Origin of the sequence: Nocardioides mangrovicus, from assembly GCF_003674065.1 — a bacterium.
Taxonomy (GTDB): domain Bacteria; phylum Actinomycetota; class Actinomycetes; order Propionibacteriales; family Nocardioidaceae; genus Marmoricola; species Marmoricola mangrovicus.
The window spans coordinates 482,390-506,541 of record NZ_RDBE01000001.1 but is presented as its reverse complement, the minus strand read 5'-3'; the positions used below and the strand labels follow the sequence as shown (position 1 = coordinate 506,541).

Sequence of the window (24,152 nt, the reverse complement as noted above, 5' to 3'; positions counted from 1 at the left end):
GTCAGGCGCGTCCCGGCCAGTTCTTGTCCGGCTGTGGGACCGGACGTCCGGGCTGCTCGCCGCCGCGGGCGTCGAGGTAGGACTGCTTGGGCACCATCACCTTGCGGCGGAAGATGCAGACCACCTTGCCGTCCTGGTTGTAGCCGATGGTCTCCACGTGGACGACGCCACGGTCGTCCTTGGAGGTCGACTCCTTCTTGTCCAGCACGGTGGTCTCGCCGTAGAGCGTGTCGCCGTGGAAGGTCGGCGCGACGTGGCGCAGCGACTCGACCTCGAGGTTGGCGATCGCCTTGCCGGAGATGTCGGGCACCGACATGCCGAGCAGGATCGAGTAGACGTAGTTGCCCACCACCACGTTCTTGGCGAACTGCGTGGTCTCCTCGGCGTAGTGCTGGTCGAGGTGCAGCGGGTGGTGGTTCATCGTCAGCAGGCAGAACAGGTGGTCGTCGTACTCGGTGACCGTCTTGCCGGGCCAGTGCCGGTAGGTGGCGCCGACCTCGAACTCCTCGTAGCTGCGTCCGAACTGCATGCCGCCATCTTGGCGTACGTGCTAGGAGCCGCCGCCACCAGCCTTGCGCCGGTGCATCTTCGGAGCCGCGCCGCCGCCCACCTCGGAGCCGTGCGCCTTCTCCTTGACCGGACCGTCGTGGGGCACCCCCCGGTCGTTGGCCTGCTTCTTGTCCAGGGCCTCGCGCATCTTGGCCTTGATGTCGTCGTTGTCACCCATTGCACCACCCTCACACGCACGCGCGGGCTCGTCCATCCGATTGCGGCCGCTGTGGGAGGATCGCGCCATGACGCGGCTGTCACGGATCTCTCTCGCCACCGCGGCCCTGCTGCTGGTCGCCGGCTGCGGCGGCAACGACTCCTCGAAGAGCAGCAGCTCCTCGAGCGGCTCGGCGTCGGCGTCCTCCTCGTCCTCGGCGTCCTCCTCGAGCAGCAGCTCCTCGAGCGACTTCGGCGCCCCGGCCACCGGACCCGAGGTGAAGGGCACCGGCTACAGCTACCACCTGCCCACCGGCTGGCAGGACATCAGCACCCAGCTCAAGCAGAGCCAGCCCGGCATCGACACCGGCGGCCGGCAGAGCCCGGCCACGCCGCCGTTCACCGCCAACCTCAACACCCTCAAGGTCAAGGGCAACGTCACCGGCACGCCCACCGCGGCGGACCTGAAGAGCCTGGCCGCGCAGATCAAGCAGGAGGTGGCCACCCTCTCGCCGAACGTCAAGGCGATGGACAACACCACCATCGGCGGCGCCCCGGCGGTCCACCAGGAGGGCGACGCCAAGCAGGGCAGCACCTCGTTCTTCCTGGTGCAGTACTTCGTGGTCAAGAGCGGCACGAACTACGGCATCACCTTCGCGTTCCCCACCAGCCTCACGCAGGCCCAGCGCGACAAGATCGTGAACCCGGTGCTGGCCTCCTTCACCTTCAGCTAGCGGCGATGGCAGTCGTCGTCGACGACCGGGGCGTCTGGCTCCCCGGCGACGTCGAGCCGACCCTCCCACTCGACGTCCGCTTCGGCGCCCACCGGGTGTGGTCCTTCACCACCGGCCACGACGGCGTCGCCGAGCGCGGCTCGACCCTCGTCGCCTGGCCCGCCGCTCTCGCGGCCGCGCTCGACGGCGTCGCCCACGTCACCGTCGTCCCGCACAACGGCGGAGACCCGCTCTTCGCCGACGACGTGCGCTTCGGCTCCTCGACGGCGCCGCTGGAGCTGGTCGACGACGCCGGCAACCCGCTCTCGCTGGACAAGGGCCACCGGCTACAGCGCACCTTCGACCGCATGGACGACTCCGCCCGGCGCGAGCTGGTCGAGGCCTCGCGTCGGGTGCTCGACGACCTCGTGGACCGCTGCGGCCTGGACGCCTACCTGGCCTACGGCTGCCTGCTCGGCGCGGTGCGCGACGGCCACATGATCGGCCACGACTCCGACGCGGACCTCGCGTTCTTGTCCAAGCACACCCACCCCTTCGACATCATCCGCGAGTCCCGGGCCGCCGAGCAGCAGATGCGCGACCTGGGCTGGCAGGTGGTCCGGATGTCGGCGGCCAACTTCAAGGTCTGGGTGCCGATGCCCAACGGCAAGCGGGCCGGCATCGACGTCTTCGGCTCCTTCCACATCGGCGAGCACTTCCACATCACCGGGTCGCTGCGCGGCCGGCTCGAGCGGGAGGCGATCGTGCCGTTCGGCACCGTCGAGCTCGAAGGGGTCACCTTCCCCGCGCCGCGCGACCTCGAGCGCTTCCTGGCCTTCACCTACGGCCCCCGGTGGCGCGTGCCCGACCCGGCCTTCCACTTCGACCACCCGCCCGAGAACACCGCGATGATGAGCCAGTGGTTCCGCGGGTCGCGTGCCCAGCTGTGGTTCTGGTCGGACTTCTACGGCTCCCCCACTGCCCGGCGGGTGTCGCGCGAGGGCACGCCCTTCGCGGCGTGGGCCGCCTCGCGGATGCCGGCGGGCAGCCGCGTGGTCGAGCTGGGCAGCGGCACGGGCCGCGACGCCTTCTGGCTGGCCGACCAGGGCTTCAAGGTCACCGGCACCGACTACTCCGGCGCGGCGGTCAAGCTGGCCCGCGCCCGGGCCAAAGAGCGACGCCAGGCCGGCTCGTCCTGGGTCGGCTTCCGCGCGGTCAACTTCGAGTCCGACCACAACTGGCTCACCCGCGGGGCCCGGTACGCCCACGAGCCCGGCGCGAAGCAGGTCTACGCCCGCGGTCTGCTCGACGCGCTCTCAGCTGGCGCCCGGCTCAACCTGTGGCGGTTCTGCGCCATGCTCGGCCGCTCCGGCGGCCACACCTTCCTCGAGCACGGCGTCGAGGGCGAGTTCCCACGGACCCCGCTCGACGTGGACGTGCTCAGCGAGGAGATCGGCGCCCGGGGCGGGCGCATCGTCGAGGCCGTAGGGTCTCGGCTGGACATCGCCTGGAACGGAGATCACCCATGAGTGCACCCGGGAGTCCACTGAGTCGCGCCCGCGCCGCGCTGGGCGCGGGGGCGCGCCTGGACGCCCTCGAGGCGCAGGTGGCTCAGCTCGCCGACGCGGTGTCGGAGAGCCGGCGTCTCAACGAGCGGCTCTCCGACGTCCTCGACGTCATGGTGGAGGTGCTCGTGCCCGCGGTGGACCGCGACGAGGCGCGCCTGAAGGCCGCCCTCGAGAAGCTCGGTAACGTCACCTAGATCCCCTCCTAGACGCCATAGCCCAGCTCGCGGGCGGACTCCTTCGCGGCGTCGGTGACCGGCACCGCGACCACGGCGGTGCCGTAGGCGCAGATCTCGGTCCAGGTGTCGCCCATCTCGGAGGTGTCGAAGCGCATCGCGACGACGGCGTTGCCGCCCTTGGCCCGCGCCTCCTCGAGCATGCGGTTCATGACCTCCATCCGGGAGTCGGAGAGGTTCTTGGTCATGCCCTTGAGCTCGCCGCCGAACACCGACTTGAAGCCCGACCCCATCTGGGAGAACGCGTTGCGCGAGCGGACGGTGAGGCCGAAGACCTCGCCGCAGACCTTGGTGATCTCCCAGCCGGGGAGGTCGTTCGTGGTGGTGACCAGCATGAGGCCAGTGTGGCGCCTCAGCCCCTGCGCGCGTACTCCTTGAGCAGGGCGCGTCCGATGATCATCTTCTGGATGTCGGCGGTGCCCTCGCCGATGAGCAGGAACGCCGCCTCGCGGTAGAGACGCTCGATCTCGTACTCCTTGGAGTAGCCGTAGCCGCCGTGGATCCGGAAGGAGTCCTCGACGACCTCGTTGCAGTACTCCGCGGCGAGGTACTTGGCCATGCCGGCCTCGACGTCGTTGCGCTCGCCGCCGTCCTTGAGCCGGGCCGCCTTGACCATCATCGCGTGGGCGGTCTCGACCTTGGTGGCCATCTCGGCCAGCCGGAACAGGATCGCCTGGTGCTCGGCGATCGGCTTGCCGAAGGTCTCGCGCTGCTGGGCGTAGTCGATGGCCAGCTCGAAGGCACGGTTGGCGACGCCGGTGGCGCGGGCGGCGACGTTGACGCGGCCCACCTCGACGCCGTCCATCATCTGGTAGAAGCCCTGGCCGGTCTCGCCGCCGAGGATCTGGTCGCTGGTGGTGCGGTAGCCCTCGAACACGGCCTCGGTGGTGTCGACGCCCTTATAGCCCATCTTGTCGATCTTCCCGGGGATGGTGAGCCCGGGAGCGGTCTCGCCGAAGCCGGGCTCCTTCTCCACCAGGAAGGTGGTCATCGACTTGTAGGGCGACTCCTGCCCCTCGTCGGTCCGGACCAGCAGCGCGACGAGGGTCGAGGAGCCACCGTTGGTCAGCCACATCTTCTGGCCGTCGATGGTCCAGTCGTCGCCGTCGCGCACGGCCTTGGTGCGGATGGCCGAGACGTCGGAGCCCAGCCCCGGCTCGGACATCGAGAACGCGCCGCGCACCTCGCCGGTGGCCATCTTCGGCAGGTACTTCTGCTTCTGCTCCTCGGTGCCGTGACGCATCAGCATGTAGGCCACGATGAAGTGGGTGTTGATGACGCCGCTGACGCTCATCCAGCCGCGCGCGATCTCCTCGACCGCCAGCGCGTAGGTGAGCAGCGACTCCCCCAGCCCGCCGTACTCCTCGGGAATGGTGAGGCCGAAGACGCCGAGCTCCTTGAGCCCGTCGACGATCTCCTGCGGGTACTCATCGGCGTGCTCGAGCTCGGTGGCGACCGGCAGGATGTTCTTGTCGACGAACTGCCGTACGGCCTTCAGGATCTCCACCTGGATGTCGCTGAGGTCCTCGGTCTGGCACAGGCGTGGCATGGGCCGAGGTTACCGAGCGTTAACCGCCCGTGGGCATGGGATACGTCACCCCCGGAGCAGGCCGAGCCGGCGCAGGACGCCCTTCACCCGCGAGCCGGTGATCCGCCACAACGGCAGCCGCCGGTACTCCTCGAGCTCGCGACGGGCGTCCTCGCGCTCCTGGCGCAGCGCCCGGCGCTCGTGCCGCAGTGCCCGGTAGTCGCCGAGCATGGTGCCCACCAGCTCGACGGCCACCTCGGCCACCTCGGTGTCGGTGACGGAGTCGGGCTGGCGGCGCCGCGGCAGCTCGTCCGGCACCAGCAGGTCGGCCGGATCGCCGATGACCTGGAAGCCTCGCCGCTGCACGAGCTCGACGGCGTCCTTGCCGCGGGAGCGGCACTCCTGGATCTGCCGCTCCCCCGGCCAGAAGCGCTCGCCGCCGCGCGGGACGAGCCGCTCGTCGGCGAGGAAGGTCCGGATGAAGGTGCCGCGGTCGATGGCCCGGGAGAAGTCGTCGAGGTGGACGTTGATCCGGCGCAGCGTCTCGGCCTCGACCACCCCCATCGACTCGTTGGGGAACGTGCCGCCGAGGTCGAAGGACCCCGAGTCCAGCCCCAGCAGCACCGCGAACCGGTGCCAGATCTCCTCGCGCGGCGCCGTCCGCCCCGGCAGCGGCAGCACGTGGACCCGGTCGGCCGGCACCGGGCCGTCCTCTGGCGCCCAGCGGGCCAGCACCAGCGTGAGGTCGAGCGTGCGCCAGTTCCAGATGTCGCTGGGGCTCTCGGAGACCTCCCGGGCGTACTCGGCCATCGGCGTGGTCTCGCGGTTCTTCAGGCTCTCCTGCCAGCTGGCCGTGAACAGCCCGAGCGGCTCGCGCGCCGTCAGCACCAGGTGCACCTCGGCCGGCGCCAGCGCCTCGACCATCGCCCGCGCCTGCTCGGTCGAGGCGGCGGCGAAGAACTCGTGGCTGATCACCGCGTGGCCCTCCCACGCGGCCATCTCGGCGCGCAGCCGGTCCCACGCCCCCCGCTGCCAGGGGGTCATCGCCTCGGCGCTGTCCTCGCCACGCACCACCCGCGAGGCCCACAGGTGCTCGCGACGCGCCTCGCCCGGCAGCAGGACGCCCTGCTCGCGCATCTGGGCCTGGGAGCCCCACATCAGGGTCTGCAGATAGGTCGTCGCGGTCTTCGGCAGCCCCAGGTGCAGGAAGACCTTCTCAGCCATCGATCACACGGAGCCTGATCACACGGAGCCTGATCACACGGAGCCGGGGAAGGACTTCAGGGCGGCGTCGACCCGCTCCTGGTCGCGCGAGGCCAGCGGCACCAGCAGCTCCTGGACGACGTCGGCGATCTCGGCCAGACGCAGGTTCTGCCGCCGCAGCTCCTCCACGTCGTCCTCCAGCGCCGCGACGCGCTCCTGCAGGTTGGTGATCGCGCCCTGCCCCAGCAGCTTGCGCGCGGTCGTCTTCACGTTCCTGCTCAGCTCTGCCATCGCGCCACCACTCGTCCGGTCCCGGCCAGGTCGGACGACACGATAACGGCGCCGGCTGTCACCAGCTCCTCACCTGCCTGGGCTCCCCCTTCGACGTAGAGCGAGCCGCCCTCGCGCAGCGCCATCGAGGCGAAGCGCCACAACGACTCCCGGCCGAACCGGGTCGTCTCGTCCGCCACGTGGCGCGCCAGCAGCGTCCGGGGTCCGGGCTGGTGCGCCAGCCGCGCGCCCTCGCCCAGCACCGAGCGCCACTCGAGCAGGTTGAGCCGGCGGACCTCGAGCGGCAGGCCCGCCTGCTGCGCACGGCGCTGCACGGCCGTCGAGGCCCGCGGCACGAAGTCGTAGGCCGTCACCGACGCGCCCTGCTCGGCGAACCACAGCGCGTCGCCGCCGCGTCCGCAGCCGACGTCGACGACCTGCGCCGGCACGCCCTCGCTCTCCACGACGTAGCGCGCCAGGTCGGACGGCGCGCCCTTCGGCGGCTTCTCGCGCACCCGGCTGAACCGGCGCTCCCACTCGTCGCGGAAGGTGCGGGTGCCGCGGAACCAGCCGTTGAGCCGGCGGACCGTCGGGTACGGGGTCTCGAAGTGGTAGGCCGGGTCGGGCACCTTCCAGCCCGGCCCGTACATCGCCTCCAGCATCCGCTCGGGCTGCGCCGGCGCCGGCAGCGTGCGGCCCTCGAGCGTGCAGCTGCCGAGGGGGAAGATCCACTCCTCGCGGAACGGGTGGCCGACCTCGCCCATCAGGTAGAGCCGGCCGCCGGTCAAGAAGCCGCCGAACACGTCGAGCCCGCGCACCGCCCCGTCGGCCTCCACGACGTCGACCTTGAAGGCGCCGCCGCTGTAGCGGGTGATCGCGTAGCCCTGCTCGGCCAGCCGCCGCTGGAGCGCGAAGGACTCGCGCACCACGTCGTAGGGGTGGTCGTGGCGGCTCACGTAGCCCAGGTCGGCGTCGGAGTCGTGGCCGATCAGGTGCTGCTCGCGCACCGCGCCCAGCAGCGTGCCGTACGCCGGGAACGCCTCGACGCCGGCCTCGGCCAGCGCGCCCAGCACCTGCTGGATCGAGTCCAGCAGCGGCGCCACCTGGTCCTCGCTGCGGGTGTCGAAGGTGTGCTCCATGCGCCCGGACTTGTCGACCCCGAGCGGTCGCCCCTCGTCGTCGACGAAGGCGATCGGGGCGTGTGATCCGTTGAACGTGGTCGGCCGCCGGTACAGCTCGGCGCCCGAGAGGTGCTCCACCACGGCCACCTCGGCCGTCCCCTCGAGGAACCGCCGCATCGAGGTCGGCCACTCCACCCGGCGGACCCCGCGCGAGGCGACGCTGTCGCGCAGCAGGTGGAAGGACCAGATCCGCCGGCCGTCGAAGAGGGTGTCGAGCACGACCTCGTCGTCGCCGCGCAGCCGCAGGCCGTCGGCGTCGAGCGAGAGGACCTCAGTCGTCGACACCCGTGCCCGACACGAACGTGTTGGCGCGGGTGAGGTCGTCGTCGAAGTCGACCTCCACCACCTGGTAGGCCGAGATGTCGACCGGCTCGAAGCGGGCGCCGTCCTTCTCGATGGCCAGCTCGATCCCGCGCTCGAAGTAGTCCTGGTCCTCGCACTCGCGCAGCCGCTCGACGAGCGTCGCCTTGTCGGAGCCCGAGACGTAGTTGATGCCGACCGCCTCGCCCAGCGCCTGGTCCTGCGGCACGGTCTTCGACAGCTGCGCGATCATGCCGTCGTCGCCGAGGGTGTACTTGACCTCCTCCTCGGCGACCTTCGAGCGGTCGACCAGGACGAAGCTCTGGCCGCCGCTCACCTTCTCCGCCACGACGTCGAGCACCCGCGGGTCGAAGACGACGTCGCCGTTCATCCACACCACGCCGCCCTCGGGTGAGAGCGTGAGCGCCTTGAGCAGGCTCTTGTTGGTGTTGGTGGAGTCGAAGACCTCGTTGTAGACGAAGCCGATGTCGGGCATGGCCTCGATGACCAGGTCGAGCTTGAAGCCGACCACCGCGGTGATGCGGACGTCGGACCACGCGCCGGTGAGGAGGTCCACCGCCCGGCGCATGATCGTCTGCCCGCTGGACAGCGGCGTGAGCGGCTTGGGGTGCGGCCGGCCGAGCCGGGTGCCCATGCCGGCGGCCAGGATGACGACCTGGGTCTGCATGCCGGTGACCCTACTCACCTTGGAACTCACCTCGAGACTCGCGCCGAGACCACCACCGTGGCGGTGCCGGCCAGGATCAGCAGCAGCCCGACCACCACGCCCACCGGCGGCAGCTGACCCAGCAGCACGGCCGCCACCAGCGCGGCGCCCGGGATCTCCAGCAGCAGCGCGAGCGAGACCAGCATCGGCGAGACCACCTGGAGGAGGTGGTTGAAGACCGAGTGGCCCAGCAGCTGCGCGGTCAGCGTCACCAGCACCAGCGTCGCCCACTCCCGCGGGTGGTAGCCCACCACGTCGACGCCCGCGAGCAGGCAGGTCACCAGGAGCAGGACCGCGGCGGTGCCGTAGCAGCACGAGGTGTAGACGGTGGTGCTCACCGTGCGCCGCACCCGCGCCCCCACCACCGTGTAGGCGGCCACCGCCACCGAGCCCACCAGCGCCAGCAGGTCGCCCACCAGCGCCCGCACAGACACGCTCAGATCGACCCCGGTGATGACCAGGACGCCCACCAGCGCCACCACGAGGCCCACCGACGCCGGACCGGCCAGGCGGACGCCGCGCCACCGGTCGTAGGCGACCACCCACACCACCTGGAAGCACACGATCGCCGTGCTCGCGGCCACCGAGGTCATCCTCAGCGAGGTCACCCAGGTGCCGAAGTGCAGCGCCAGCAGGGCACCGGCCAGCACCACCAGACCCACGTCGCGCCGGCCGAGGGAGCCCAGCTCCGCCCGTCGCGGACCGAGGGCCACCGGCGCCAGCAGCGCGGTGGCCATGCCGTTGCGCCAGAACGCCACGGCGAGCGCCGGCACCGCCAGCCCGGCCATCAGCGGCCCGGCGAAGCTGATCGCGACGACGGCCACCGCCAGCAGCGCCAGGGTCCGGACGCCGGGAGTGCTCATCCGGGCACGTCGAGCGTGCCGCGCATCGTGGCGAACACCCGACCCGCCACCCGCACGCGGTCGGCGACCCCGCCGCGCGCCTCGACCGTGAGGAACAGCCGCGAGGGGCGTCCCAGCTCCGCCCCCTGGGCGATCTCGACGTCGCCGCCGTCGGGCAGCACGCCGCTCGCGGCGAGCACGATGCCCAGGCCGGCCGCCGCCGACCCGGTGGCCGGGTCCTCGGGCACCGCCAGGTCGGCCACGAAGACGCGGCTGTGCACGCGGACGGGGTCGCCGGGCGTGACGGCGTAGACGTCGACGTCGCTGTCAGTCCCCGGCCTGGCCCGGGCCACCGCGTCCGGCCTCACCGGGAGGTAGCTGAAGTCCAGCCCCGCGCCGGCACGCCAGGCGGGCCCGACGACGTCGTCTGCCTCGAGGCCGACGCCGCGCGCGAGCCCGGCCACCTCCTCGGTGAGCGGACCCTCGAGCGTCCGCGGCGTCGCGGTCAGCTCCACCAGGCCCGCGGACTCCAGGAACCGGACCCCGACCTCCCCGGCCCCGCAGGTCTGCACCACCTCGTCCTCTCTCAGCTCCCCGTTCTGCCGCAGCACCCAGGCGGTGCCCAGCGTCGGGTGCCCGGCGAACGGGATCTCCCCGCCGGGGGTGAAGATGCGCACGCGGTAGCCGGCGGCGCCCACGGGCTCGGGGAACGCCGTTTCGGAGAAGCCGAACTCCCGCGTCACCGCGAGCAGCGTCGCGTCGTCGAGTCCCGCGGCGCCGTGCACCACGGCGAGCTGGTTGCCGCTGAACGGCTCGTCGGCGAACACATCGACCACGTCGTAGGGCAGCGATCTCACGCGGGAGAGCCTTTCATTCCGGCAGGATGGGGGTATGCACATCTTCGCGGCGATCGTCCCGCCCCCGGAGATCCGCCAGGAGCTCGAAGCGACCGTCGCCGCGGTCGCGCCGCGGTCGGGACAGGCCGCGACCACCGAGGCCCGGCCGCCGACGTCGCACCGCAAGGAGACGACCACCCGCACGTTCCTGCGCCGACGCCGCCCCGCGACGGCCGCCGGGACCGGCCACGACCAGCTCGACCAGAAGCCGTTCGACCAGCTGCTGATCCCGGTGACCCATTTCGGCAACCTGACCACCGCCGACTCCGTGCGCTTGGCCGATGAGCTGCGCATGGAGGCCGCCACCTGGCCGAGCCCCACGCTGCACGTGCACGGCGGGGCCGCGCTGGAGTGGGCCGGCGACCTGGGCGTCTGGGCGCGGGTCGAGGGCGACTCCGAGGGTCTGCAGCACATCGGCCGGTCGGTCCCGCCGCTCGCCCAGCGGCTCTCCCTGTTCGTCGACCGGCGGATGTTCCGCCCCTGGTTGCAGGTCGGCACCATCACCGACGCCACCTCCGCGCCGTACCTGGAGGACCTCGTCGCCGCGCTCGACCACTTCCGCGGGACCAGCTGGCAGCAGCAGCACCTCACCCTCTTCCGCGGGCGCGCCGAGGACGACGAGGGCTTCGACGAGGTCGAGCAGCTGGCGCTGGGCGGCTCCTCGGTCTGCTAGGAGACCAGCGCCTCCGCCTGGGCGACCAGGGCCTCCAGCTCCGGCGCGAGCGGCACCGGTGGCCGGACGGCCTGCTTGACGCGGTGCTCGGTCATCCCCGCCATCGCGGGCCGTGTCTTCGTGGGCTTGACCGGCTTCTCCGCCTTCGGCTGGGCCGGCTTCACGGCGGCTGGCACGGCGGGCTGCTCGGCCGGGCGCTGGTCGCGGACGACCCGCAGGAGCTTCTGCAGCGGCATCGGCCGGTGCAGCAGGTAGCCCTGGGCGTAGCGCGCGTGCACGTCGGCGATGAGGTGCTCCAGCTGCGACTCGCGCTCGATGCCCTCGACGACCACGCTGAGGCCCAGCGCCCCGGCCAACGTGGTGATCGAGCTGAGCAGGGCGCAGGCCCGCTCGTCCTTATCGATCGCGGCCGAGAAGGTGGCGTCGGTCTTGATGATCCCGACCGGCATGTCCTGCAGGTAGCTGATGGAGGAGAAGCCGACCCCGAAGTCGTCGATGGCCAAGACGACACCCATGTCGACCAGGGTCTGCATGGCCGCCGAGGTCACGACGTCGGTGCCGATGCCGTCGCGCTCGGTGATCTCCAAGATGAGTCCGGTGCCGCCCATGCGCGCCAGCGCCCGCTCCACGGCGGGCACGAAGGCCGGCTCGCGCAGCTGCTGGGCAGCGACGTTGACGCTGACGGTGACCATGCCGCCGGCGGCGTCGCGCAGCCGCTGGGCATCACGCGAGGCGCGCTCGAGGATCAGCTCGCCCAGGGGCACGACCAGGCCGCTCTCCTCGGCGACCTTGATGAACACGTCGGGGCGGATGTCGCGGCCGTCGAGCCGCCAGCGGGCCAGCGCCTCGACCCCGGAGATGCGACCCGACACGGTGTCGACGACCGGCTGGTAGACGGTGCGGATGTCCTTGTTCGAGACCGCCGCCCGCAGCGCCTCGACCAGCTCCAGCCGCTGCAGCCGGGAGCGGCCGATGGCGGGCTCGTAGTCGACGAACTGGTTCTTGCCGCGCGACTTGGCCTCGTACATCGCCAGGTCGGCGTTGCGCAGCATGCTCTGCGCGGTGTCGCCCTGGTCGCCGTAGGCGACGCCGATGCTGCACGAGAGTGGCAGCTGGTGACCGTTGACCTCCACGCCCTCCATGAGGGCGGCCAGGATGCGGTAGCAGGCGGAGGTGACGACGTCGGAGCCGACGTCCTCGAAGAGCACGGCGAACTCGTCGCCGCCCAGGCGCGCGACCATGTCGTGGCCGCGGACGCAGGCAGAGAGCCGCTGGGCGACGTCGACGAGCACGGCGTCGCCGGCGGCGTGGCCGAACCGGTCGTTGACCGGCTTGAAACCGTCGAGGTCGACGAAGAGCAGCGCCACCCGGGTCTGGTTGCGGCGCGAGGCCGAGAGCGCCTGCTCGACGCGGTCGAGCAGTAGCCGGCGGTTCGGCAGGTCGGTGAGGAGGTCGTGGCGGGCCAGGTGGGCCATCTCGTCGTTGAGCCGCAGTCGCTCGAAGGCGTCGGAGGAGACGGCCGCCATGGCCTCGAGGGCCTGGGAGTCCGCCGCGGCCGTGGAGCGTGCCCGGTGCTTGTCGGGGGCCACCACGTAGCGGTCGTGCCCGCCGTCGTGCACCTTGGCGCCGATCTCCTGCGGGCCCGGCGGGGTGTCACGGACCTCGATGCCGTCGATCTGCAGCAGCCGGCGAGCGTCCTCCTCGAGCGCTGCGACCACCTCGCGGGTGTCGCGCAGCGTCTGGGCCCGCTCGGCGGCGGCGAAGAGCACGCTGAGGCGGCGGGCGTTCTCGCTGCCCCGGGTGACCGCGCGGGTGGCGATGAGCAGGGTCGCGAGCGGCACGGCCAGCAGGCCCAGCACCCACCACGACGACGAGCGCACCAGCACCGCGCCGAGGTAGCCGAGGCTGTCGAAGGGGACGAAGCAGGCGACGGCGACGATGGTGCCGCGCTGCAGCAGCTGGGAGGACAGTGGCGCCTGCTCCTCGATGGCCAGCGAGACCGCGGAGAGCAGGTAGTCGAAGGCGAAGTAGGCGGTGGCGGCCAGGGCCACGGCGAGCAGCTCGCGGGGCGTGCCCAGCGCGCTGCCCCGGGTCAGGGTGAGCGTGCCCGCCGCGACGGCGCCGCCGAGAATGCCGTTGCCGATGTTGAAGATGCGCGCCTGGAGCCGCTTCTGGGTCATCGCGGCGCTGAGGATCATGCCGATCGCCCACAGCACCAGCGCCTGCGCGGCCGGCTGGGTGCACAGCAGGAACATCAAGATGGTGGAGTCGAAGCCGACCTCGATGCCGCCCTCGCCACGGTCGAGCACCATGGGGAACTGCGCCACGATCACGATCATCGGGACGGCGAACAGCTCGACGCCGATCCCGGCGAGCGGGTCGGTCAGGACGTGGGCGAGCGCGTAGGCGAAGATGCCGAGGCCGGCCAGGCACACGGCTGCGTCGAACAGCCCGCTGCGGGTACGCAGCAGGGTCCACAGCTCCCTCGCCAGGCCCGATCGCATCCGGTGCCCTCCCCTTTCGGTCCCCGTCCGAGAGCAAGCATGCCGCTACGAATGTAGGCGTATGAGCCTTTTGATAAAAATATACGCTTCGTGGGGCGACGTCGAGGGACCACTAGGCTGACACCGTGAGCTCCACGCCGACCCGCGTCTTCGCGGCCCGTCTGGCCGGGCTCCCGGTGTTCGACCCGTCCGGCGACCAGGTGGGCAAGGTCCGCGACGTCGTGGTCGTCATGCGCCCGGGCGCCTCGACCGAGGCCGCCCCGCGGGCGGTGGGACTCGTGGTGGAGGTGTTCGGCCGCCGCCAGATCTTCGCCCCGATGACCCGCATCACCAGCATCGACGCAGGTCAGGTCATCACCACCGGACTGCTGAACATGCGCCGCTTCGCCCAGCGCTCCACCGAGACGCTGGTCATCGGCCAGATGCTCGACCGGCCCGTGCAGGTGCGCGGCGACAGCGACGGGCCGGGTCCCTCCGGTGTCGTGGTCGACGTCGCGATGGAGCAGACCCGCAGCCGCGACTGGGTGCTCTCGCGCGTGGCGGTGCAAGAGCCCGGGCACGGGTTCCGGCGGCGGGGCCAGACCCACGTGGTGGAGTGGCGCGACGCCGTCGGCGTCACCGGCAGCCAGCAGCCGCAGGGCGCCACCCAGCTGCTGGCGCGGCTGGCCGACCTCAAGCCCGCCGACGCCGCGAACGTCATCAAGGACCTGCCGCCCGAGCGGCGCGCCGAGGTGGTCGCCGGCATGGACGACGAGCGGCTGGCCGACGTGCTCGAGGAGCTGCCCGAGGAGGACCAGGTCGAGATCCTCGAGCACCTGGACTCCGAGCGTGCCGCCGACGTGCTGGAGGAGATGTCGGCCGACGACGCCGCCGACCTGATCGCCGACCTGCCCCCGGAGACCGCCGCCGCGCTGCTGGAGCTGATGGAGCCGGAGGAGGCCGAGGACGTCCGCCGGCTGATGTCCTACGCCGAGGAGACCGCCGGCGGCATGATGACCCCCGAGCCGGTCATCCTGCCCCCCGACGCCACCGTCGCCGAGGCCCTGGCCCACGTGCGGCAGGAGGACCTGGTGCCCTCGCTGGCGGCACTGGTCTACGTCTGCCGGCCGCCGCTGGAGACGCCCACGGGCAAGCTGGTCGGCGTCGCCCACATCCAGCGGCTGCTGCGCGAGCCGCCCTCGAGCCTGGTGGCCGGCGCGCTCGACACCGGGCTGGACTACCTGCGCCCGGAGGCCTCCTTGGAGGAGGTGGCCGCCTACCTGGCCACCTACAACCTCGTCGCCGCCCCCGTGGTCGACGAGACCGGCCGGCTGCTCGGCGCGGTCACCGTCGACGACCTGCTCGACCACCTGCTGCCCGAAGGGTGGCGCGACCGGAGCATCGGGGCGGCGTCATGAGGGACAGGTCGCGCGAGTCGCGGCTGGACACCCCGCAGGAGACCACCCGGCCGCTGGTGCGGCGCCCCACGGTCAACACCGACGCCTTCGGGGTCTTCGCCGAGCAGTTCGCCCGCTTCATGGGCACCGCCCGGTTCCTGCTGTACATGACGCTCTTCGTCGTCGTGTGGGTGCTGTGGAACGTCGGCCCGTGGCCGCACTTCGACGGCTACCCCTTCATCTTCTTGACCCTCATGCTCAGCCTGCAGGCCTCCTACGCCGCACCGCTCATCCTGCTCGCGCAGAACCGGCAGGAGCAGCGCGACCGCGTGGTCGGCGAGCAGGACCGGCAGGCCAACACCCGCGCCCACGCCGACATGGAGTACCTGGCCCGGGAGGTGGCGTCGCTGCGGATGGCGGTCGGCGAGGTGGCCACCCGCGACTACGTCCGCTCCGAGCTGCGGGCGCTGCTCGCCGAGCTGCAGGAGCGCGGCGAGGAGCCCGACGAGGACGGCGCGCACTAGCCACGTACCGTTGCGGGCATGGCTGCACCCGACCGCGACGCCGTCATGGCCGCCCTCGCGACGGTCAACGACCCCGAGATCAAGCGCCCGATCACCGAGCTCAACATGGTCGACACGGTCGACCTCGACGAGGCGGGTCAGGTCCGGCTCACCGTCCTGCTCACCGTCGCCGGCTGCCCGCTCAAGGACACCATCACCCGCGACGTCAACGCCGCGCTGCGCGAGGTCGCCGACGTCAGCGACGTCGACCTGACGCTCGGGGTGATGTCGGCCGAGCAGCGTGCCGGGCTGCAGGAGGTGCTGCGCGACGGGCACGCCCAGCGCGAGATCGGCTTCGCCCAGCCCGATTCGCTGACTAAGGTCTACGCGATCGCCTCGGGCAAGGGCGGCGTTGGCAAGTCCTCGGTGACGGTGAACCTCGCACTGGCGATGGCCGCGCAGGGCCTCAAGGTCGGCGTCGTCGACGCCGACATCTACGGCCACTCCGTGCCCGCCATGCTCGGCGTGGCCGACGCCCGGCCGACGCAGGTCGAGGACCTGATCATGCCGGTGCCCACGGCCAGCGGGGTCTCGGTCATCAGCATCGGGATGCTCAAGCCCCGCCGCGACCAGGTGGTCGCCTGGCGCGGCCCGATGCTCGACCGCGCGCTGGTGCAGATGCTGGCCGACGTCTACTGGGGCGACCTGGACGTGCTGCTGCTCGACCTGCCCCCGGGCACCGGCGACATCGCGATCTCGCTGGGCCAGCACCTGCCCAACGCCGAGGTGGTCGTGGTGACCACGCCGCAGGAGGCCGCCGCCGAGGTCGCCGAGCGCGCCGGCACGATGGCCTCGATGATGCACCAACGGGTGGTCGGCGTGGTGGAGAACATGTCGTGGCTGCCGTGCCCGCACTGCGCCGCCGAGGGCGTCGAGCACCGGTTGGAGATCTTCGGCGCCGGCGGCGGCGACCGGGTGGCCACCACCTTGGGCGGGCGCTTCGGCTACGACGTGCCGCTGCTGGGCCGCGTGCCGCTCGACCCTCACCTGCGCGAGGGCGGCGACGACGGCAAGCCCATCGTCGACTCCGACCCGACCGCGCCGGCCGCGCAGGTCCTCACCGGCATCGCCCGAACCCTGACCAGCAAGGGACGAGGTCTGGCCGGAATGCAGCTGGGTCTCTCCCCGACCAGTAAAATCTGACACCGTGCTGGACGTCGGGCTGCCGGAGATCGGCGTCATCCTCGTGGTCGCGGTCATCGTCTTCGGACCCGAGCGGCTTCCCGAGTTCGCCCGCCAAGCCGCGCGCATGCTGCACGCGGCCCGTACCTTCGCCCGCAACGCCCAGCAGGAGCTGCGCGACGAGCTCGGACCGGACTACGCCGACCTCAACCTGCGCGACCTCGACCCCCGCGTCGCCATCCGCCAGCAGGTGATGGAGGCGCTCTCGGCCATCGAGGAGGAGGAGCGCCAGGCCAAGGTCAAGCCCGGCCACCTGCCGCTGCTCGTGGGCGAGACCCCGCCGTACGACACAGAGGCTACGTAACCGGTTCAGGCGAGCCTCACCACCAGGTCGACGACCTTCTCGACTGGGTTGATGTCACCCCAAACTCTGGGCGATAACGGCTGGCGCCGAGCCACCACAGACCATTAGCGCCTGGAGCCAGTCGAAAGCCCCAGGTCGCACCTTGATGCGGCTCCGCCACTATGTCATCCAACATCGTGCCAGGGTTTTTCCCGCGATCAGCTCTTAGGTCATGATCATGCCGCCAAAGTCGGCTCTTGCCTTAGTCACGGTTTGAGCACCGCTGACCAGCCCGAACTGCTCTTGAGCCATTGTTCGGCGCTCGCGCCGAAGTCGGCCCTGACCACGAATCGCAGCTCGCGCCAATACTGCCGCTCCCAGCCTCGCTTGGGCATCTGCAGGTCGATCTCGAGAGCCATCGTGACCTCGTTCAGCACAGATCAAGCGGGATAGGTAGGAAACGGGTGGTCCAGGAGCACTTGGTGACTCATCAGATCGTCGGCGAAGTCGGCGCGGGCGGTGTCCAAGACGCCGATGGGTGGCACGGGTGGGCGTGGCGGCTCGCCTCGTTCGAGGGGTCGTGAGTCAGCGTCGAGCCAGGGTGCGAGGTCGCGGGCCGTGACGGTGTAGCGGTCCGCTGTCACCAGCTCGACCTGCCAGCGACTCGGGTCGAGGTTGCCGAGGTGGGCCAGATGCTGGTCGGTGACCAGCTGCCAGCCATGAGCGTCGTAGAGGTAGCTCTCTTCGAGGTGGGCAACCTGGGCCCGGATGACGTAGGGCCACGGCAACGACGTGATGTCCAGGACGACTGATGACTCGGGATGGTTGGCGTTTCGCAGGAAGGCGTTAGTCAGGTCGCCGGCGGCGTGGGTCGCCAGGGCGGTCAGATCCGCGGCGTGGTCCCGCCAACTCTGAGCGGGGTTGTAGGACTGCAGGCCGACGAATCCGTGCGGATCGATACACAGCCGTCGTGCCCGCTGACCGCTCTCGTCGAAGCCGAGCAGAACGATGCGCGGCGAATGCAGAGGGTCGGACAAGGTGTGAAGCACGATGTCGCGGGCGAGCGAGGCGATGACCTTGGAAGTCACGGCGCGCATCGTCAGGAAGGAGTCCCCGGCGAGCGAGGTGGTCCACTCCAGCCAGGGGCCGAGGACGCGGTGGGTGCGCTCGGGATCGACGAACCAGGCCCACTGCGGCAGGCCCCATTCGTTCGGGCCGACGCCCAGGAAGACGTCCCAGTCGAGCTTCATGGTGGCGGCGAGGACGACCGAGGGGTTGCGCACGACAGGGGCGTCGACCCGGGCTCCTTCCCGTAGCCATCCTTGGAAGCCGGCCTCCTCCAGCGCTGCGGCGAGGTGGGTGATGAAGTACTCGCCGAGCCAACGCGCTTCGCAGCGGTTGATGTAGATCACCGGACCGCCCTCGCCGTCACCTGGGCCGAAGAAGTCGAGGATGTCGACGTCGTCGTCGCTGTCGGGGTCGATAGGTGGGTAGGCCCGGCAAACAGCGTCGGCGAAGGCCTGGATCGCCTCCGGTGCCGGTGTCGTCGTTGCCCACTGCAGGCGACCTCCCGCACGCATGACCTTCTCCATCAGGGTCGGCAGCGAGTACTGGATCACCATCGGTTCGTGGCTCCTCCTGAGCTGATCTCCGCATTCGGCTGCGCCCGATGATCGCGTCCCAAGACCGTGCGGCCTAGCCGCTCGAGGCGTCCGCCTTCGCGCTGAGGGTGACGGTGACCTGACGCGTCGTCCCGTCGCGCTTGACGGTGAGGTCGAGCTTGTCGCCGCGGACGTGGCTGCGGATCGCCACCACCAGGCCGATGCTGTCGGTGATCGGCTTGCCGTCGACCTTCGTCACCAGGTCGCCGGCGCGCAGCCCCGCAGCGGAGGCGGGTTCACCGGAGCTGACGCCAGTGATCTGGGCACCGTCGACGTTCTCCTTGCTGGAGACGTTGGCGCCGATCACCGGGTACTCCGCGCGGCCGGTGCGCAGGATCTGGTCGGCGGTGATCTCGACCTGTTCGATCGGGATCGCGAACCCGACCCCGATGGAGCCGCTCTGGTCGCTGGTGACCGAGCCCATCGAGGCGATCGCGGAGTTCATGCCGATCACCTGGCCCTGGAGGTCGACCAGCGGGCCACCGGAGTTGCCGGGGTTGATGGCGGCGTCGGTCTGCACGGCGTTGATGTAGGACTGGTCGTCCTGGCTCTCGCCGGTCGTGACCGGCCGGTCCAGCGCGCTGACGATGCCCGAGGTCACGGTGCTGGAGAGCCCGAGCGGCGAGCCGAAGGCGATGACGGTCTCGCCCACCCGCATCTGCGTGGACGAGCCGAGCTTGGCCGGGGTGAGCCCGGTGCACCCCGGGCACTTCAGCACGGCGACGTCGTAGACCGAGCTGCGACCGACGACGGTGGCCTTGGAATGGGTGCCGTTCTGGTCGACGATCTCGATGTTGCCGTCGTCCTTCGCGGCGGCGGCCACCACGTGGTTGTTGGTGATGACGTGGCCCTGGCGGTCCAGCACGAAGCCGGAGCCGGTCGCCCCGCGCGGGTCGTTGTCGTACTCGGCGATGATCTGCACGGTGCTGGGCAGCAGCTTCTGGGCCACCGAGGCGACGCTGCGATTGTTGGCCGGCAGCGGCGCGGCGGTGCGCTTCTCGACCCGCAGCACGCCGCCCGAGCCGTCGCCGCCGGTGACGCTGCGACCGGCCAGCAGCCCGCCGAACACACCGCCGACCAGGCCGACCAGCAGCGCGACGAGCGCCACCACGGGCCAGACCCACCCCGAGGTGCGCGCGGTGGGCCGCACCGGCTGTGCCGGCTGGGCGTAGGGGTAGGGCGGGAGCGGGTAGGTCGGCGGCTGGTAGGCCGGTGCCGCAGGGGTGGGAGCGGGCGCAGGAGGCGGCGGCGTCGACGGGCTGGTCCACTCACCGCCGGGTGGCTGCTCCTGGTCGCTCACGTCCCCTATCTTGCGCGATGCCTCGTGACGGCGACGACGGGACCGGTGCTGGCGCCGAGGCCGGCGCCGGGCTGGGCCTGATTCTGGGCCTGATTCTGGGCCTGGCCGGTGGCGGCGGCCTGGGAGCCCATCTGGTAGCTGATCTGCGCCGGCGCCGGGCGGCTCGGTGCCAGCTGCCCGCTCCCCGCGGGCGCGCCGGTGAGGGCCACGATGCCGAGCACCGCCGCACCGACCGAGCCCACCCCGACGGCGGTCAGGCCGACCCGGCGGGTGCGGTCCTCCCGCTCGATCTCGTCGACCACGGCCCAGGCGTCGACGTCGTAGAGCGCCCCGAGCAGGCCGGGCCGCGGCTGCGGCCCGGCGGCGGGCGCCGCCGACATGCCGGCCAGCCGCGACTTCATCCAGCCCTCGCGCTCGACCAGCCGGCGGCAGGCCGCACAGCTCATGGTGTGCGACCAGGCCTGCTCCTCCTCCTGGGCGGACAGCTGCCCGTCGACCAGGGCACTGACCCGGTCGCCGAGGTGTCCGTGGAGGCGCATCGCTTAGCTGACCGGGTGCAGGCGGGGGCCGGAGTAGCGCAGCCGGCCGGGGGCCGGGGCGCGGTGGGACAGCGCGTCGCGCAGCATGGAGCGGCCGCGGTGGATCCGGGAGCGCACGGTGCCCATCTTGAGGTTCAAGACGTCGGCGATCTCCTCGTAGGTGAGCCCCTCGACGTCGCACAGCACCACGGCCGCGCGGAAGTCGGGCGGCAGCGCGGCCAGCGCGGCCTCGATGTCGGCGTCGAACTGCTGGTCCATGAAGGCCGTATCGGGCGCCGGGGTGCGGCTGGGCAGCCGGGCGGCCTGGTCGTCGGCGAGCGCGTCGAAGCGGATGCGGCTCTTGCGGCGGGCCTGGTCGAGGAACAGGTTGGTGGTGATGCGGTGCAGCCAGCCCTCGAAGGTGCCCGGCGTGTAGGAGTCGAGCTTGCGGAAGACCCGCACGAAGACCTCCTGGGTGAGGTCCTCGGCGTCGTGGGCGTTGCCGGTGAGCCGGTAGGCCAGCCGGTAGACGCGGGCGGAGTGGTCGGTGACGATCTGCTCCCAGCTCGGCGCGACCCACCCCTGCGTGGAGTCGGTCTCCGAGACGGTCTGCTGCTTCCTCATGGCCTCACGCTAGGAATCGGATCTGAAAGGACACTGAGCACCGCACTGAGCGCTGCCTGTGAAGAGTGAACGTGCCGCTCCGGGGCAGTGTTCCCGCTCGACGGTTCCCGCTCAACGGTAGAGTCACGCGCGTGAAACCCGCGAGCTGGACCTACGCCGACCAGTTCGTCGCCGAGGACGAGATCCTGGAGACCGCGCGCGGTCGCGCCCGCGAGGTGGGCGTCACGCCCATCGGTGCGGGAGGCGGCGCGACGCTGCGGTTCCTGGCCGCCGTGCTCGACGCCAAGGCGGTCGTCGAGATCGGCACCGGCACCGGCGTCTCCGGGGTGTGGCTGCTGCGCGGCATGGCCGCCGACGGGGTGCTGACCAGCGTCGACGTCGAGGCCGAGCACCAGCGGCTGGCCCGCGAGACCTTCTCCGAGGCCGGCTTCGTGGCCCAGCGCGCGCGGCTCATCCCGGGCTCCGCGCTCGACGTGCTCCCCCGGCTGACCGACGGGCACTACGACATCGTCTTCTGCGACGGCGACAAGCAGGAGTACCCGGCCTACCTGGCCGAGGCGCTGCGGCTGCTGCGCCCGGGCGGCGTGGTGGCCTTCGACAACGCGCTATGGCACGACAAGGTCGCCGACCCCTCCCAGCGCGACGCCGAGACCGTCGCCGTCCGCGAGCTGGGGCGCACGCTGGCGGGCGACGAGGCCCTGGTGCCACTGCTGCTGCCGGTGGGCGACGGGCTGCTGCTGGCCCAGAAGATCTGACGCAGAAGATCTAGCCGACGCCGGCCAGCGGCTCGGCCTGCTCCAGCCAGTACAGCAGCGCCCGGGCGCCGAACCCGGTCGGGCCCTTGGTCCACTCCTCGCGGTCCTCGAGCGCGTCGCCGACCGAGGCCAGGTCCAGGTGCGCCCAGGGCAGGCCGCCGGTGAAGTGCTGCAGGAAGAGCGCGGCGGTGATCGCCTGGGCGCTGCCGGGGGCGTTGTCGGCGTCGGCGACCTTCGAGGACAGCCGCTCGGCGTAGACGTCGGCCAGCGGCATCCGCCACAGCGGCTCGCCGGCGGCGGCCGCCGCGGCGTCGAGGTGGCCGGCCAGGCCGTCGTCGGTGGCGAAGTAGCCGCCGATGCGCAGCCCCATCGCGACCTTCATCGCGCCGGTGAGGGTGGCGACGTCGACCAGCAGGTCGGGCTCGAGGTCGGCCACGGCGTGGGCCAGCGCGTCGGCGAGGACCAGCCGGCCCTCGGCGTCGGTGTTGGTGACCTCCGTGGTGCGGCCGCCGTAGTGGGTGATGACGTCGCCGGGGCGCAGCGCGTCACCGCCGATGACGTTCTCGGCCAGCGGCAGCAGCGCGGTGACCCGCAGCGGGCAGCCGACCTCGGCCAGCGCGGCCATCACCGAGAGCACCACGGCGGCGCCGGACATGTCGCGCTTCATGTTGACCATGAGCTCGGCGCCCTTGATCGAGAGGCCGCCGGAGTCGAAGGTGATGCCCTTGCCCGCCAGCACCAGGTGGGGCGCCTTGCGGGAGCCGCGGCCCGACGGGCGGTAGCGCAGCGTGAGCAGCCGCGGCGGCGTGGCCGAGGCGCGGCCCACGGCGCTGATGCCGCCGTAGCCGCGGCGCTCGAGCTGCTGCTCGTCGAGCACGTCGACGCCCAGGCCGGCGGCCTCGGCGATCTCGGTGGCCTGCTCGACGAACCACTGCGGGTTCTTCAGGTTCGAGGGCACGGTGGCCAGGAACCGGGCGCGCCAACCGGCCCCGGCGACCGCCAGGCCGCGGGCCAGGGCATCGGCCCGCTCGGTGCCGAGCAGCACCACGCGCTCGACGGGCCGCGCGGTCGGGCCGGTCGAGCGCATCGTGAACTCGAACGAGGCCAGCACCAGCCCCTCCACGAACGCGCGGAGACCGGCGTCGTCGGCCACCTCCGCGACGCTGGTGGCCAGCTGCTCGGCCCCCTTGACCGCCCGGGCCAGTGCGGCGCCCGCCGTGCGCAGGTCGCGCGGCGTGGCCTCGCCGACGCCGACCAGGAGCAGGACGCGGTCGCGCCACGGCAGCCGGGTGACCTGGCCGGCGGTGCCGTCGGCGTCGTCCGCGGCCAGCGCCGCGAACACGTCGAGGTCGTCGGCGGGCTCGACGGATCCCGGGCCCAGCATCGGCCCGTCCTCGTGCGACAGGACGGGAACGGCGACGACGCCCGCGTCGGCGGGGGTCGCGGCGGCCCAGGTGAAGGTGGGGGGTGAGACCTGTGGTGGCAGCAAGGGTCGCGTCAGCCGACGACGTCCTTGAGGGCGTCGCCGAGAGCACCGGCCTCCTCGGCGTTGAGCTCGACGACCAGACGGCCACCGCCCTCCAGCGGGACGCGCATGACGATGCCGCGACCCTCCTTGGTGACCTCCAGCGGACCGTCGCCGGTCCTCGGCTTCATCGCCGCCATCGACATACCTCTTCTTCCGTTCAGGGCGTACGGGCCGTCCTGGTCGACCGCGCCGGACCATTATTCCCCATGGGTGCGGCAGACTCGCCATCCATGACCGGATCCGTTGTGGAGTACGACCTCAGTGCCGGCGTCGCGACCATCACCTTGAACCGTCCCGACGCCATGAACAGCCTCGACCTGGCGACCAAGGAGGCGCTGCTCGAGGCGGTGACCCAGGCCGCCGACGACGAGGCGGTGCGCTGCGTGGTGCTGACCGGCACCGGACGCGCGTTCTGCGTCGGCCAGGACCTCAAGGAGCACGTCGCCGGGCTGCGCAGCGGCGAGCGGCTGGTCGACACCGTGGCCGCCCACTACAACCCCACCGTGCTGGCGCTGGCGACGATGCCGAAGCCGGTCGTGGCCGCGCTCAACGGCGTGGCCGCGGGTGCGGGCGCCTCCCTGGCCTTCGCCTGCGACCTGCGCGTGCTGGCCGAGCCGGCCGGGTTCAACCTGGCCTTCACCGGCATCGCGCTGTCGTGCGACACCGGCTCGTCGTGGACGCTGCCGCGGCTGGTGGGCCCGGCCAAGGCGCTCGAGCTGCTCTACTTCCCGCGCACCATCGGCTCGGCCGAGGCGCTCGAGCTGGGCCTGGCCACGCGCGTCGTGCCCGCCGAGGAGCTGGCCGACGCCGTCTCGGAGCTGGCCACGAAGCTCGCCGCCGGACCGACCGTCGCCTACGGCGCCGTGCGGCGGGCCGTGCTCAACTCCGGCTCCGCGCCGCTGGAGGAGGCGGTCGCGTTCGAGGGCCGCATGATGGACCTCACCGGCGCCACCGACGACCACCGCCGGGCCGTGGACGCCTTCTTGGCCAAGGAGAAGCCGGTCTTCGAGGGCCGTTGA

The 24,152-nt window shown here is 71.7% G+C and carries 28 protein-coding genes; 10 read left to right on the top strand and 18 right to left on the bottom strand.

Annotation, left to right across the window (positions count from 1 at the left end; genetic code table 11):
* Nucleotide 1: 1 nt before the first annotated feature.
* Nucleotides 2-529 carry a MaoC family dehydratase gene (locus D9V37_RS02550; protein ID WP_121804531.1) on the bottom strand — a complete coding sequence of 176 codons (528 nt, stop codon included), beginning with the start codon at nt 527-529 and terminating at the stop codon, nt 2-4.
* A gap of 21 nt (nt 530-550) precedes the next feature.
* Complete coding sequence (locus D9V37_RS20160; protein ID WP_158604357.1) at nt 551-727, bottom strand: DUF5302 domain-containing protein; 177 nt, start codon at nt 725-727, stop codon at nt 551-553.
* Between the two features lie 67 nt (nt 728-794).
* On the opposite strand from D9V37_RS20160, the gene D9V37_RS02545 reads away from it, so the two are divergent.
* Genes D9V37_RS02545 through D9V37_RS20015 form a run of 3 tightly spaced genes read left to right on the top strand, consistent with a single transcriptional unit; the run spans nt 795 to nt 3,180 of the window.
* Nucleotides 795-1,439 (top strand): hypothetical protein, encoded by a 645-nt coding sequence (locus D9V37_RS02545; protein ID WP_121804530.1) that lies wholly within the window; start codon nt 795-797, stop codon nt 1,437-1,439.
* A gap of 5 nt (nt 1,440-1,444) precedes the next feature.
* On the top strand, nt 1,445-2,947 hold the full coding sequence (locus D9V37_RS20845; RefSeq protein WP_198412323.1) for a methyltransferase domain-containing protein: 1,503 nt from the start codon (nt 1,445-1,447) through the stop codon (nt 2,945-2,947).
* The gene (locus D9V37_RS20015) at nt 2,944-3,180 is read left to right on the top strand and encodes a DUF6752 domain-containing protein (RefSeq protein WP_147455846.1); all 237 of its coding nucleotides are present in this window, start codon (nt 2,944-2,946) and stop codon (nt 3,178-3,180) included. Before D9V37_RS20845 ends, D9V37_RS20015 begins: the two co-directional genes overlap by 4 nt.
* A gap of 8 nt (nt 3,181-3,188) precedes the next feature.
* Here D9V37_RS20015 and D9V37_RS02535 read toward each other — a convergent pair whose 3' ends face one another.
* From D9V37_RS02535 to D9V37_RS02500, 8 genes are read right to left on the bottom strand one after another with little or no spacing between them, the layout of a single operon-like run.
* A complete protein-coding gene (locus tag D9V37_RS02535) occupies nt 3,189-3,554 on the bottom strand; it encodes a YbjQ family protein (RefSeq protein ID WP_121804529.1) in 366 nt (121 codons plus the stop codon).
* Nucleotides 3,555-3,571: 17 nt separating this feature from the next.
* Complete coding sequence (locus tag D9V37_RS02530; protein ID WP_121804528.1) at nt 3,572-4,768, bottom strand: acyl-CoA dehydrogenase family protein; 1,197 nt, start codon at nt 4,766-4,768, stop codon at nt 3,572-3,574.
* Between the two features lie 45 nt (nt 4,769-4,813).
* Entirely contained in the window at nt 4,814-5,971 is a 1,158-nt protein-coding gene (locus D9V37_RS20155) for a hypothetical protein (protein WP_158604356.1), read from the bottom strand.
* Between the two features lie 33 nt (nt 5,972-6,004).
* The gene (locus tag D9V37_RS02520) at nt 6,005-6,220 is read right to left on the bottom strand and encodes a DUF6752 domain-containing protein (protein ID WP_121804527.1); all 216 of its coding nucleotides are present in this window, start codon (nt 6,218-6,220) and stop codon (nt 6,005-6,007) included.
* A gap of 8 nt (nt 6,221-6,228) precedes the next feature.
* Nucleotides 6,229-7,686, bottom strand: coding sequence for a class I SAM-dependent methyltransferase (locus D9V37_RS02515; RefSeq protein ID WP_121804526.1), 1,458 nt, complete (start codon nt 7,684-7,686; stop codon nt 6,229-6,231).
* Nucleotides 7,673-8,389: a phosphocholine cytidylyltransferase family protein gene (locus D9V37_RS02510; protein ID WP_121804525.1), complete on the bottom strand. Its 717-nt coding sequence runs from the start codon at nt 8,387-8,389 to the stop codon at nt 7,673-7,675. Before D9V37_RS02510 ends, D9V37_RS02515 begins: the two co-directional genes overlap by 14 nt.
* A 26-nt stretch (nt 8,390-8,415) precedes the next feature.
* The gene (locus tag D9V37_RS02505; protein ID WP_121804524.1) at nt 8,416-9,291 is read right to left on the bottom strand and encodes a DMT family transporter; all 876 of its coding nucleotides are present in this window, start codon (nt 9,289-9,291) and stop codon (nt 8,416-8,418) included.
* Nucleotides 9,288-10,127, bottom strand: coding sequence for a PhzF family phenazine biosynthesis protein (locus D9V37_RS02500; RefSeq protein ID WP_121804523.1), 840 nt, complete (start codon nt 10,125-10,127; stop codon nt 9,288-9,290). The genes D9V37_RS02505 and D9V37_RS02500 overlap by 4 nt, the downstream gene beginning before the upstream one ends.
* A gap of 34 nt (nt 10,128-10,161) precedes the next feature.
* Between D9V37_RS02500 and D9V37_RS02495 the strand changes: the two genes are divergently transcribed.
* Nucleotides 10,162-10,839: a hypothetical protein gene (locus D9V37_RS02495; protein WP_121804522.1), complete on the top strand. Its 678-nt coding sequence runs from the start codon at nt 10,162-10,164 to the stop codon at nt 10,837-10,839.
* Here the strand turns inward: D9V37_RS02495 and D9V37_RS02490 are convergent.
* Nucleotides 10,836-13,343, bottom strand: a complete 2,508-nt coding sequence (locus D9V37_RS02490) for a putative bifunctional diguanylate cyclase/phosphodiesterase (RefSeq protein WP_121804521.1) — start codon at nt 13,341-13,343, stop codon at nt 10,836-10,838. The two genes, D9V37_RS02495 and D9V37_RS02490, sit on opposite strands and share 4 nt — an antisense overlap.
* A 125-nt stretch (nt 13,344-13,468) precedes the next feature.
* Here D9V37_RS02490 and D9V37_RS02485 point away from each other — a divergent pair, with 125 nt between their 5' ends.
* The 4 genes from D9V37_RS02485 to D9V37_RS02470 are packed head-to-tail and all read left to right on the top strand — an operon-like array spanning nt 13,469 to nt 16,768.
* On the top strand, nt 13,469-14,740 hold the full coding sequence (locus D9V37_RS02485) for a magnesium transporter MgtE N-terminal domain-containing protein (protein ID WP_121804520.1): 1,272 nt from the start codon (nt 13,469-13,471) through the stop codon (nt 14,738-14,740).
* Entirely contained in the window at nt 14,737-15,243 is a 507-nt protein-coding gene (locus D9V37_RS02480) for a DUF1003 domain-containing protein (protein WP_121804930.1), read from the top strand. The genes D9V37_RS02485 and D9V37_RS02480 overlap by 4 nt, the downstream gene beginning before the upstream one ends.
* Nucleotides 15,244-15,261: 18 nt before the next feature.
* Entirely contained in the window at nt 15,262-16,425 is a 1,164-nt protein-coding gene (locus D9V37_RS02475) for an Mrp/NBP35 family ATP-binding protein (RefSeq protein WP_121804519.1), read from the top strand.
* A 4-nt stretch (nt 16,426-16,429) separates the two neighbouring features.
* Nucleotides 16,430-16,768, top strand: coding sequence for a sec-independent translocase (locus tag D9V37_RS02470; RefSeq protein WP_121804518.1), 339 nt, complete (start codon nt 16,430-16,432; stop codon nt 16,766-16,768).
* A gap of 245 nt (nt 16,769-17,013) precedes the next feature.
* On the opposite strand, the gene D9V37_RS20150 is transcribed toward D9V37_RS02470, so the two are convergent.
* The 5 genes from D9V37_RS20150 to sigE form a co-directional block, all read right to left on the bottom strand.
* Nucleotides 17,014-17,166 (bottom strand): hypothetical protein, encoded by a 153-nt coding sequence (locus D9V37_RS20150; protein WP_158604355.1) that lies wholly within the window; start codon nt 17,164-17,166, stop codon nt 17,014-17,016.
* Between the two features lie 21 nt (nt 17,167-17,187).
* Nucleotides 17,188-18,369: a hypothetical protein gene (locus tag D9V37_RS02465; protein WP_121804517.1), complete on the bottom strand. Its 1,182-nt coding sequence runs from the start codon at nt 18,367-18,369 to the stop codon at nt 17,188-17,190.
* 73 nt (nt 18,370-18,442) lie between these two features.
* Nucleotides 18,443-19,708, bottom strand: a complete 1,266-nt coding sequence (locus tag D9V37_RS20145) for a S1C family serine protease (RefSeq protein WP_158604354.1) — start codon at nt 19,706-19,708, stop codon at nt 18,443-18,445.
* A gap of 5 nt (nt 19,709-19,713) precedes the next feature.
* A complete protein-coding gene (locus D9V37_RS20140) occupies nt 19,714-20,247 on the bottom strand; it encodes an anti-sigma factor (protein ID WP_158604353.1) in 534 nt (177 codons plus the stop codon).
* 3 nt (nt 20,248-20,250) lie between these two features.
* Nucleotides 20,251-20,850, bottom strand: a complete 600-nt coding sequence (gene sigE, locus D9V37_RS02455) for an RNA polymerase sigma factor SigE (protein WP_121804515.1) — start codon at nt 20,848-20,850, stop codon at nt 20,251-20,253.
* Between the two features lie 131 nt (nt 20,851-20,981).
* Here sigE and D9V37_RS02450 point away from each other — a divergent pair, with 131 nt between their 5' ends.
* Nucleotides 20,982-21,605 (top strand): O-methyltransferase, encoded by a 624-nt coding sequence (locus tag D9V37_RS02450; protein WP_121804514.1) that lies wholly within the window; start codon nt 20,982-20,984, stop codon nt 21,603-21,605.
* Between the two features lie 10 nt (nt 21,606-21,615).
* Here D9V37_RS02450 and D9V37_RS02445 read toward each other — a convergent pair whose 3' ends face one another.
* Both D9V37_RS02445 and D9V37_RS02440 read right to left on the bottom strand, forming a co-directional pair.
* On the bottom strand, nt 21,616-22,989 hold the full coding sequence (locus D9V37_RS02445) for a leucyl aminopeptidase family protein (RefSeq protein ID WP_232524693.1): 1,374 nt from the start codon (nt 22,987-22,989) through the stop codon (nt 21,616-21,618).
* A gap of 113 nt (nt 22,990-23,102) precedes the next feature.
* Complete coding sequence (locus D9V37_RS02440) at nt 23,103-23,270, bottom strand: DUF3117 domain-containing protein (RefSeq protein ID WP_082574674.1); 168 nt, start codon at nt 23,268-23,270, stop codon at nt 23,103-23,105.
* Between the two features lie 93 nt (nt 23,271-23,363).
* On the opposite strand from D9V37_RS02440, the gene D9V37_RS02435 reads away from it, so the two are divergent.
* On the top strand, nt 23,364-24,152 hold the full coding sequence (locus D9V37_RS02435) for an enoyl-CoA hydratase/isomerase family protein (RefSeq protein ID WP_121804513.1): 789 nt from the start codon (nt 23,364-23,366) through the stop codon (nt 24,150-24,152).

Coding starts and splice junctions, on each gene's coding strand:
- D9V37_RS02445 (WP_232524693.1), bottom strand. CDS start 22,989: ATGCTGGGCCCGGGATCCGTCGAGCCCGCCGACGACCTCGACGTGTTC.
- D9V37_RS02475 (WP_121804519.1), top strand. CDS start 15,262: ATGGCTGCACCCGACCGCGACGCCGTCATGGCCGCCCTCGCGACGGTC.
- D9V37_RS20015 (WP_147455846.1), top strand. CDS start 2,944: ATGAGTGCACCCGGGAGTCCACTGAGTCGCGCCCGCGCCGCGCTGGGC.
- D9V37_RS20140 (WP_158604353.1), bottom strand. CDS start 20,247: ATGCGCCTCCACGGACACCTCGGCGACCGGGTCAGTGCCCTGGTCGAC.
- D9V37_RS02510 (WP_121804525.1), bottom strand. CDS start 8,389: ATGCAGACCCAGGTCGTCATCCTGGCCGCCGGCATGGGCACCCGGCTC.
- D9V37_RS02550 (WP_121804531.1), bottom strand. CDS start 529: ATGCAGTTCGGACGCAGCTACGAGGAGTTCGAGGTCGGCGCCACCTAC.
- D9V37_RS02545 (WP_121804530.1), top strand. CDS start 795: ATGACGCGGCTGTCACGGATCTCTCTCGCCACCGCGGCCCTGCTGCTG.
- sigE (WP_121804515.1), bottom strand. CDS start 20,850: ATGAGGAAGCAGCAGACCGTCTCGGAGACCGACTCCACGCAGGGGTGG.
- D9V37_RS02535 (WP_121804529.1), bottom strand. CDS start 3,554: ATGCTGGTCACCACCACGAACGACCTCCCCGGCTGGGAGATCACCAAG.
- D9V37_RS02505 (WP_121804524.1), bottom strand. CDS start 9,291: ATGAGCACTCCCGGCGTCCGGACCCTGGCGCTGCTGGCGGTGGCCGTC.
- D9V37_RS02465 (WP_121804517.1), bottom strand. CDS start 18,369: ATGGTGATCCAGTACTCGCTGCCGACCCTGATGGAGAAGGTCATGCGT.
- D9V37_RS02490 (WP_121804521.1), bottom strand. CDS start 13,343: ATGCGATCGGGCCTGGCGAGGGAGCTGTGGACCCTGCTGCGTACCCGC.
- D9V37_RS02530 (WP_121804528.1), bottom strand. CDS start 4,768: ATGCCACGCCTGTGCCAGACCGAGGACCTCAGCGACATCCAGGTGGAG.
- D9V37_RS02480 (WP_121804930.1), top strand. CDS start 14,737: ATGAGGGACAGGTCGCGCGAGTCGCGGCTGGACACCCCGCAGGAGACC.
- D9V37_RS20845 (WP_198412323.1), top strand. CDS start 1,445: ATGGCAGTCGTCGTCGACGACCGGGGCGTCTGGCTCCCCGGCGACGTC.
- D9V37_RS02495 (WP_121804522.1), top strand. CDS start 10,162: ATGCACATCTTCGCGGCGATCGTCCCGCCCCCGGAGATCCGCCAGGAG.
- D9V37_RS20150 (WP_158604355.1), bottom strand. CDS start 17,166: ATGGCTCTCGAGATCGACCTGCAGATGCCCAAGCGAGGCTGGGAGCGG.
- D9V37_RS02435 (WP_121804513.1), top strand. CDS start 23,364: ATGACCGGATCCGTTGTGGAGTACGACCTCAGTGCCGGCGTCGCGACC.
- D9V37_RS20155 (WP_158604356.1), bottom strand. CDS start 5,971: ATGGCTGAGAAGGTCTTCCTGCACCTGGGGCTGCCGAAGACCGCGACG.
- D9V37_RS02440 (WP_082574674.1), bottom strand. CDS start 23,270: ATGGCGGCGATGAAGCCGAGGACCGGCGACGGTCCGCTGGAGGTCACC.
- D9V37_RS20160 (WP_158604357.1), bottom strand. CDS start 727: ATGGGTGACAACGACGACATCAAGGCCAAGATGCGCGAGGCCCTGGAC.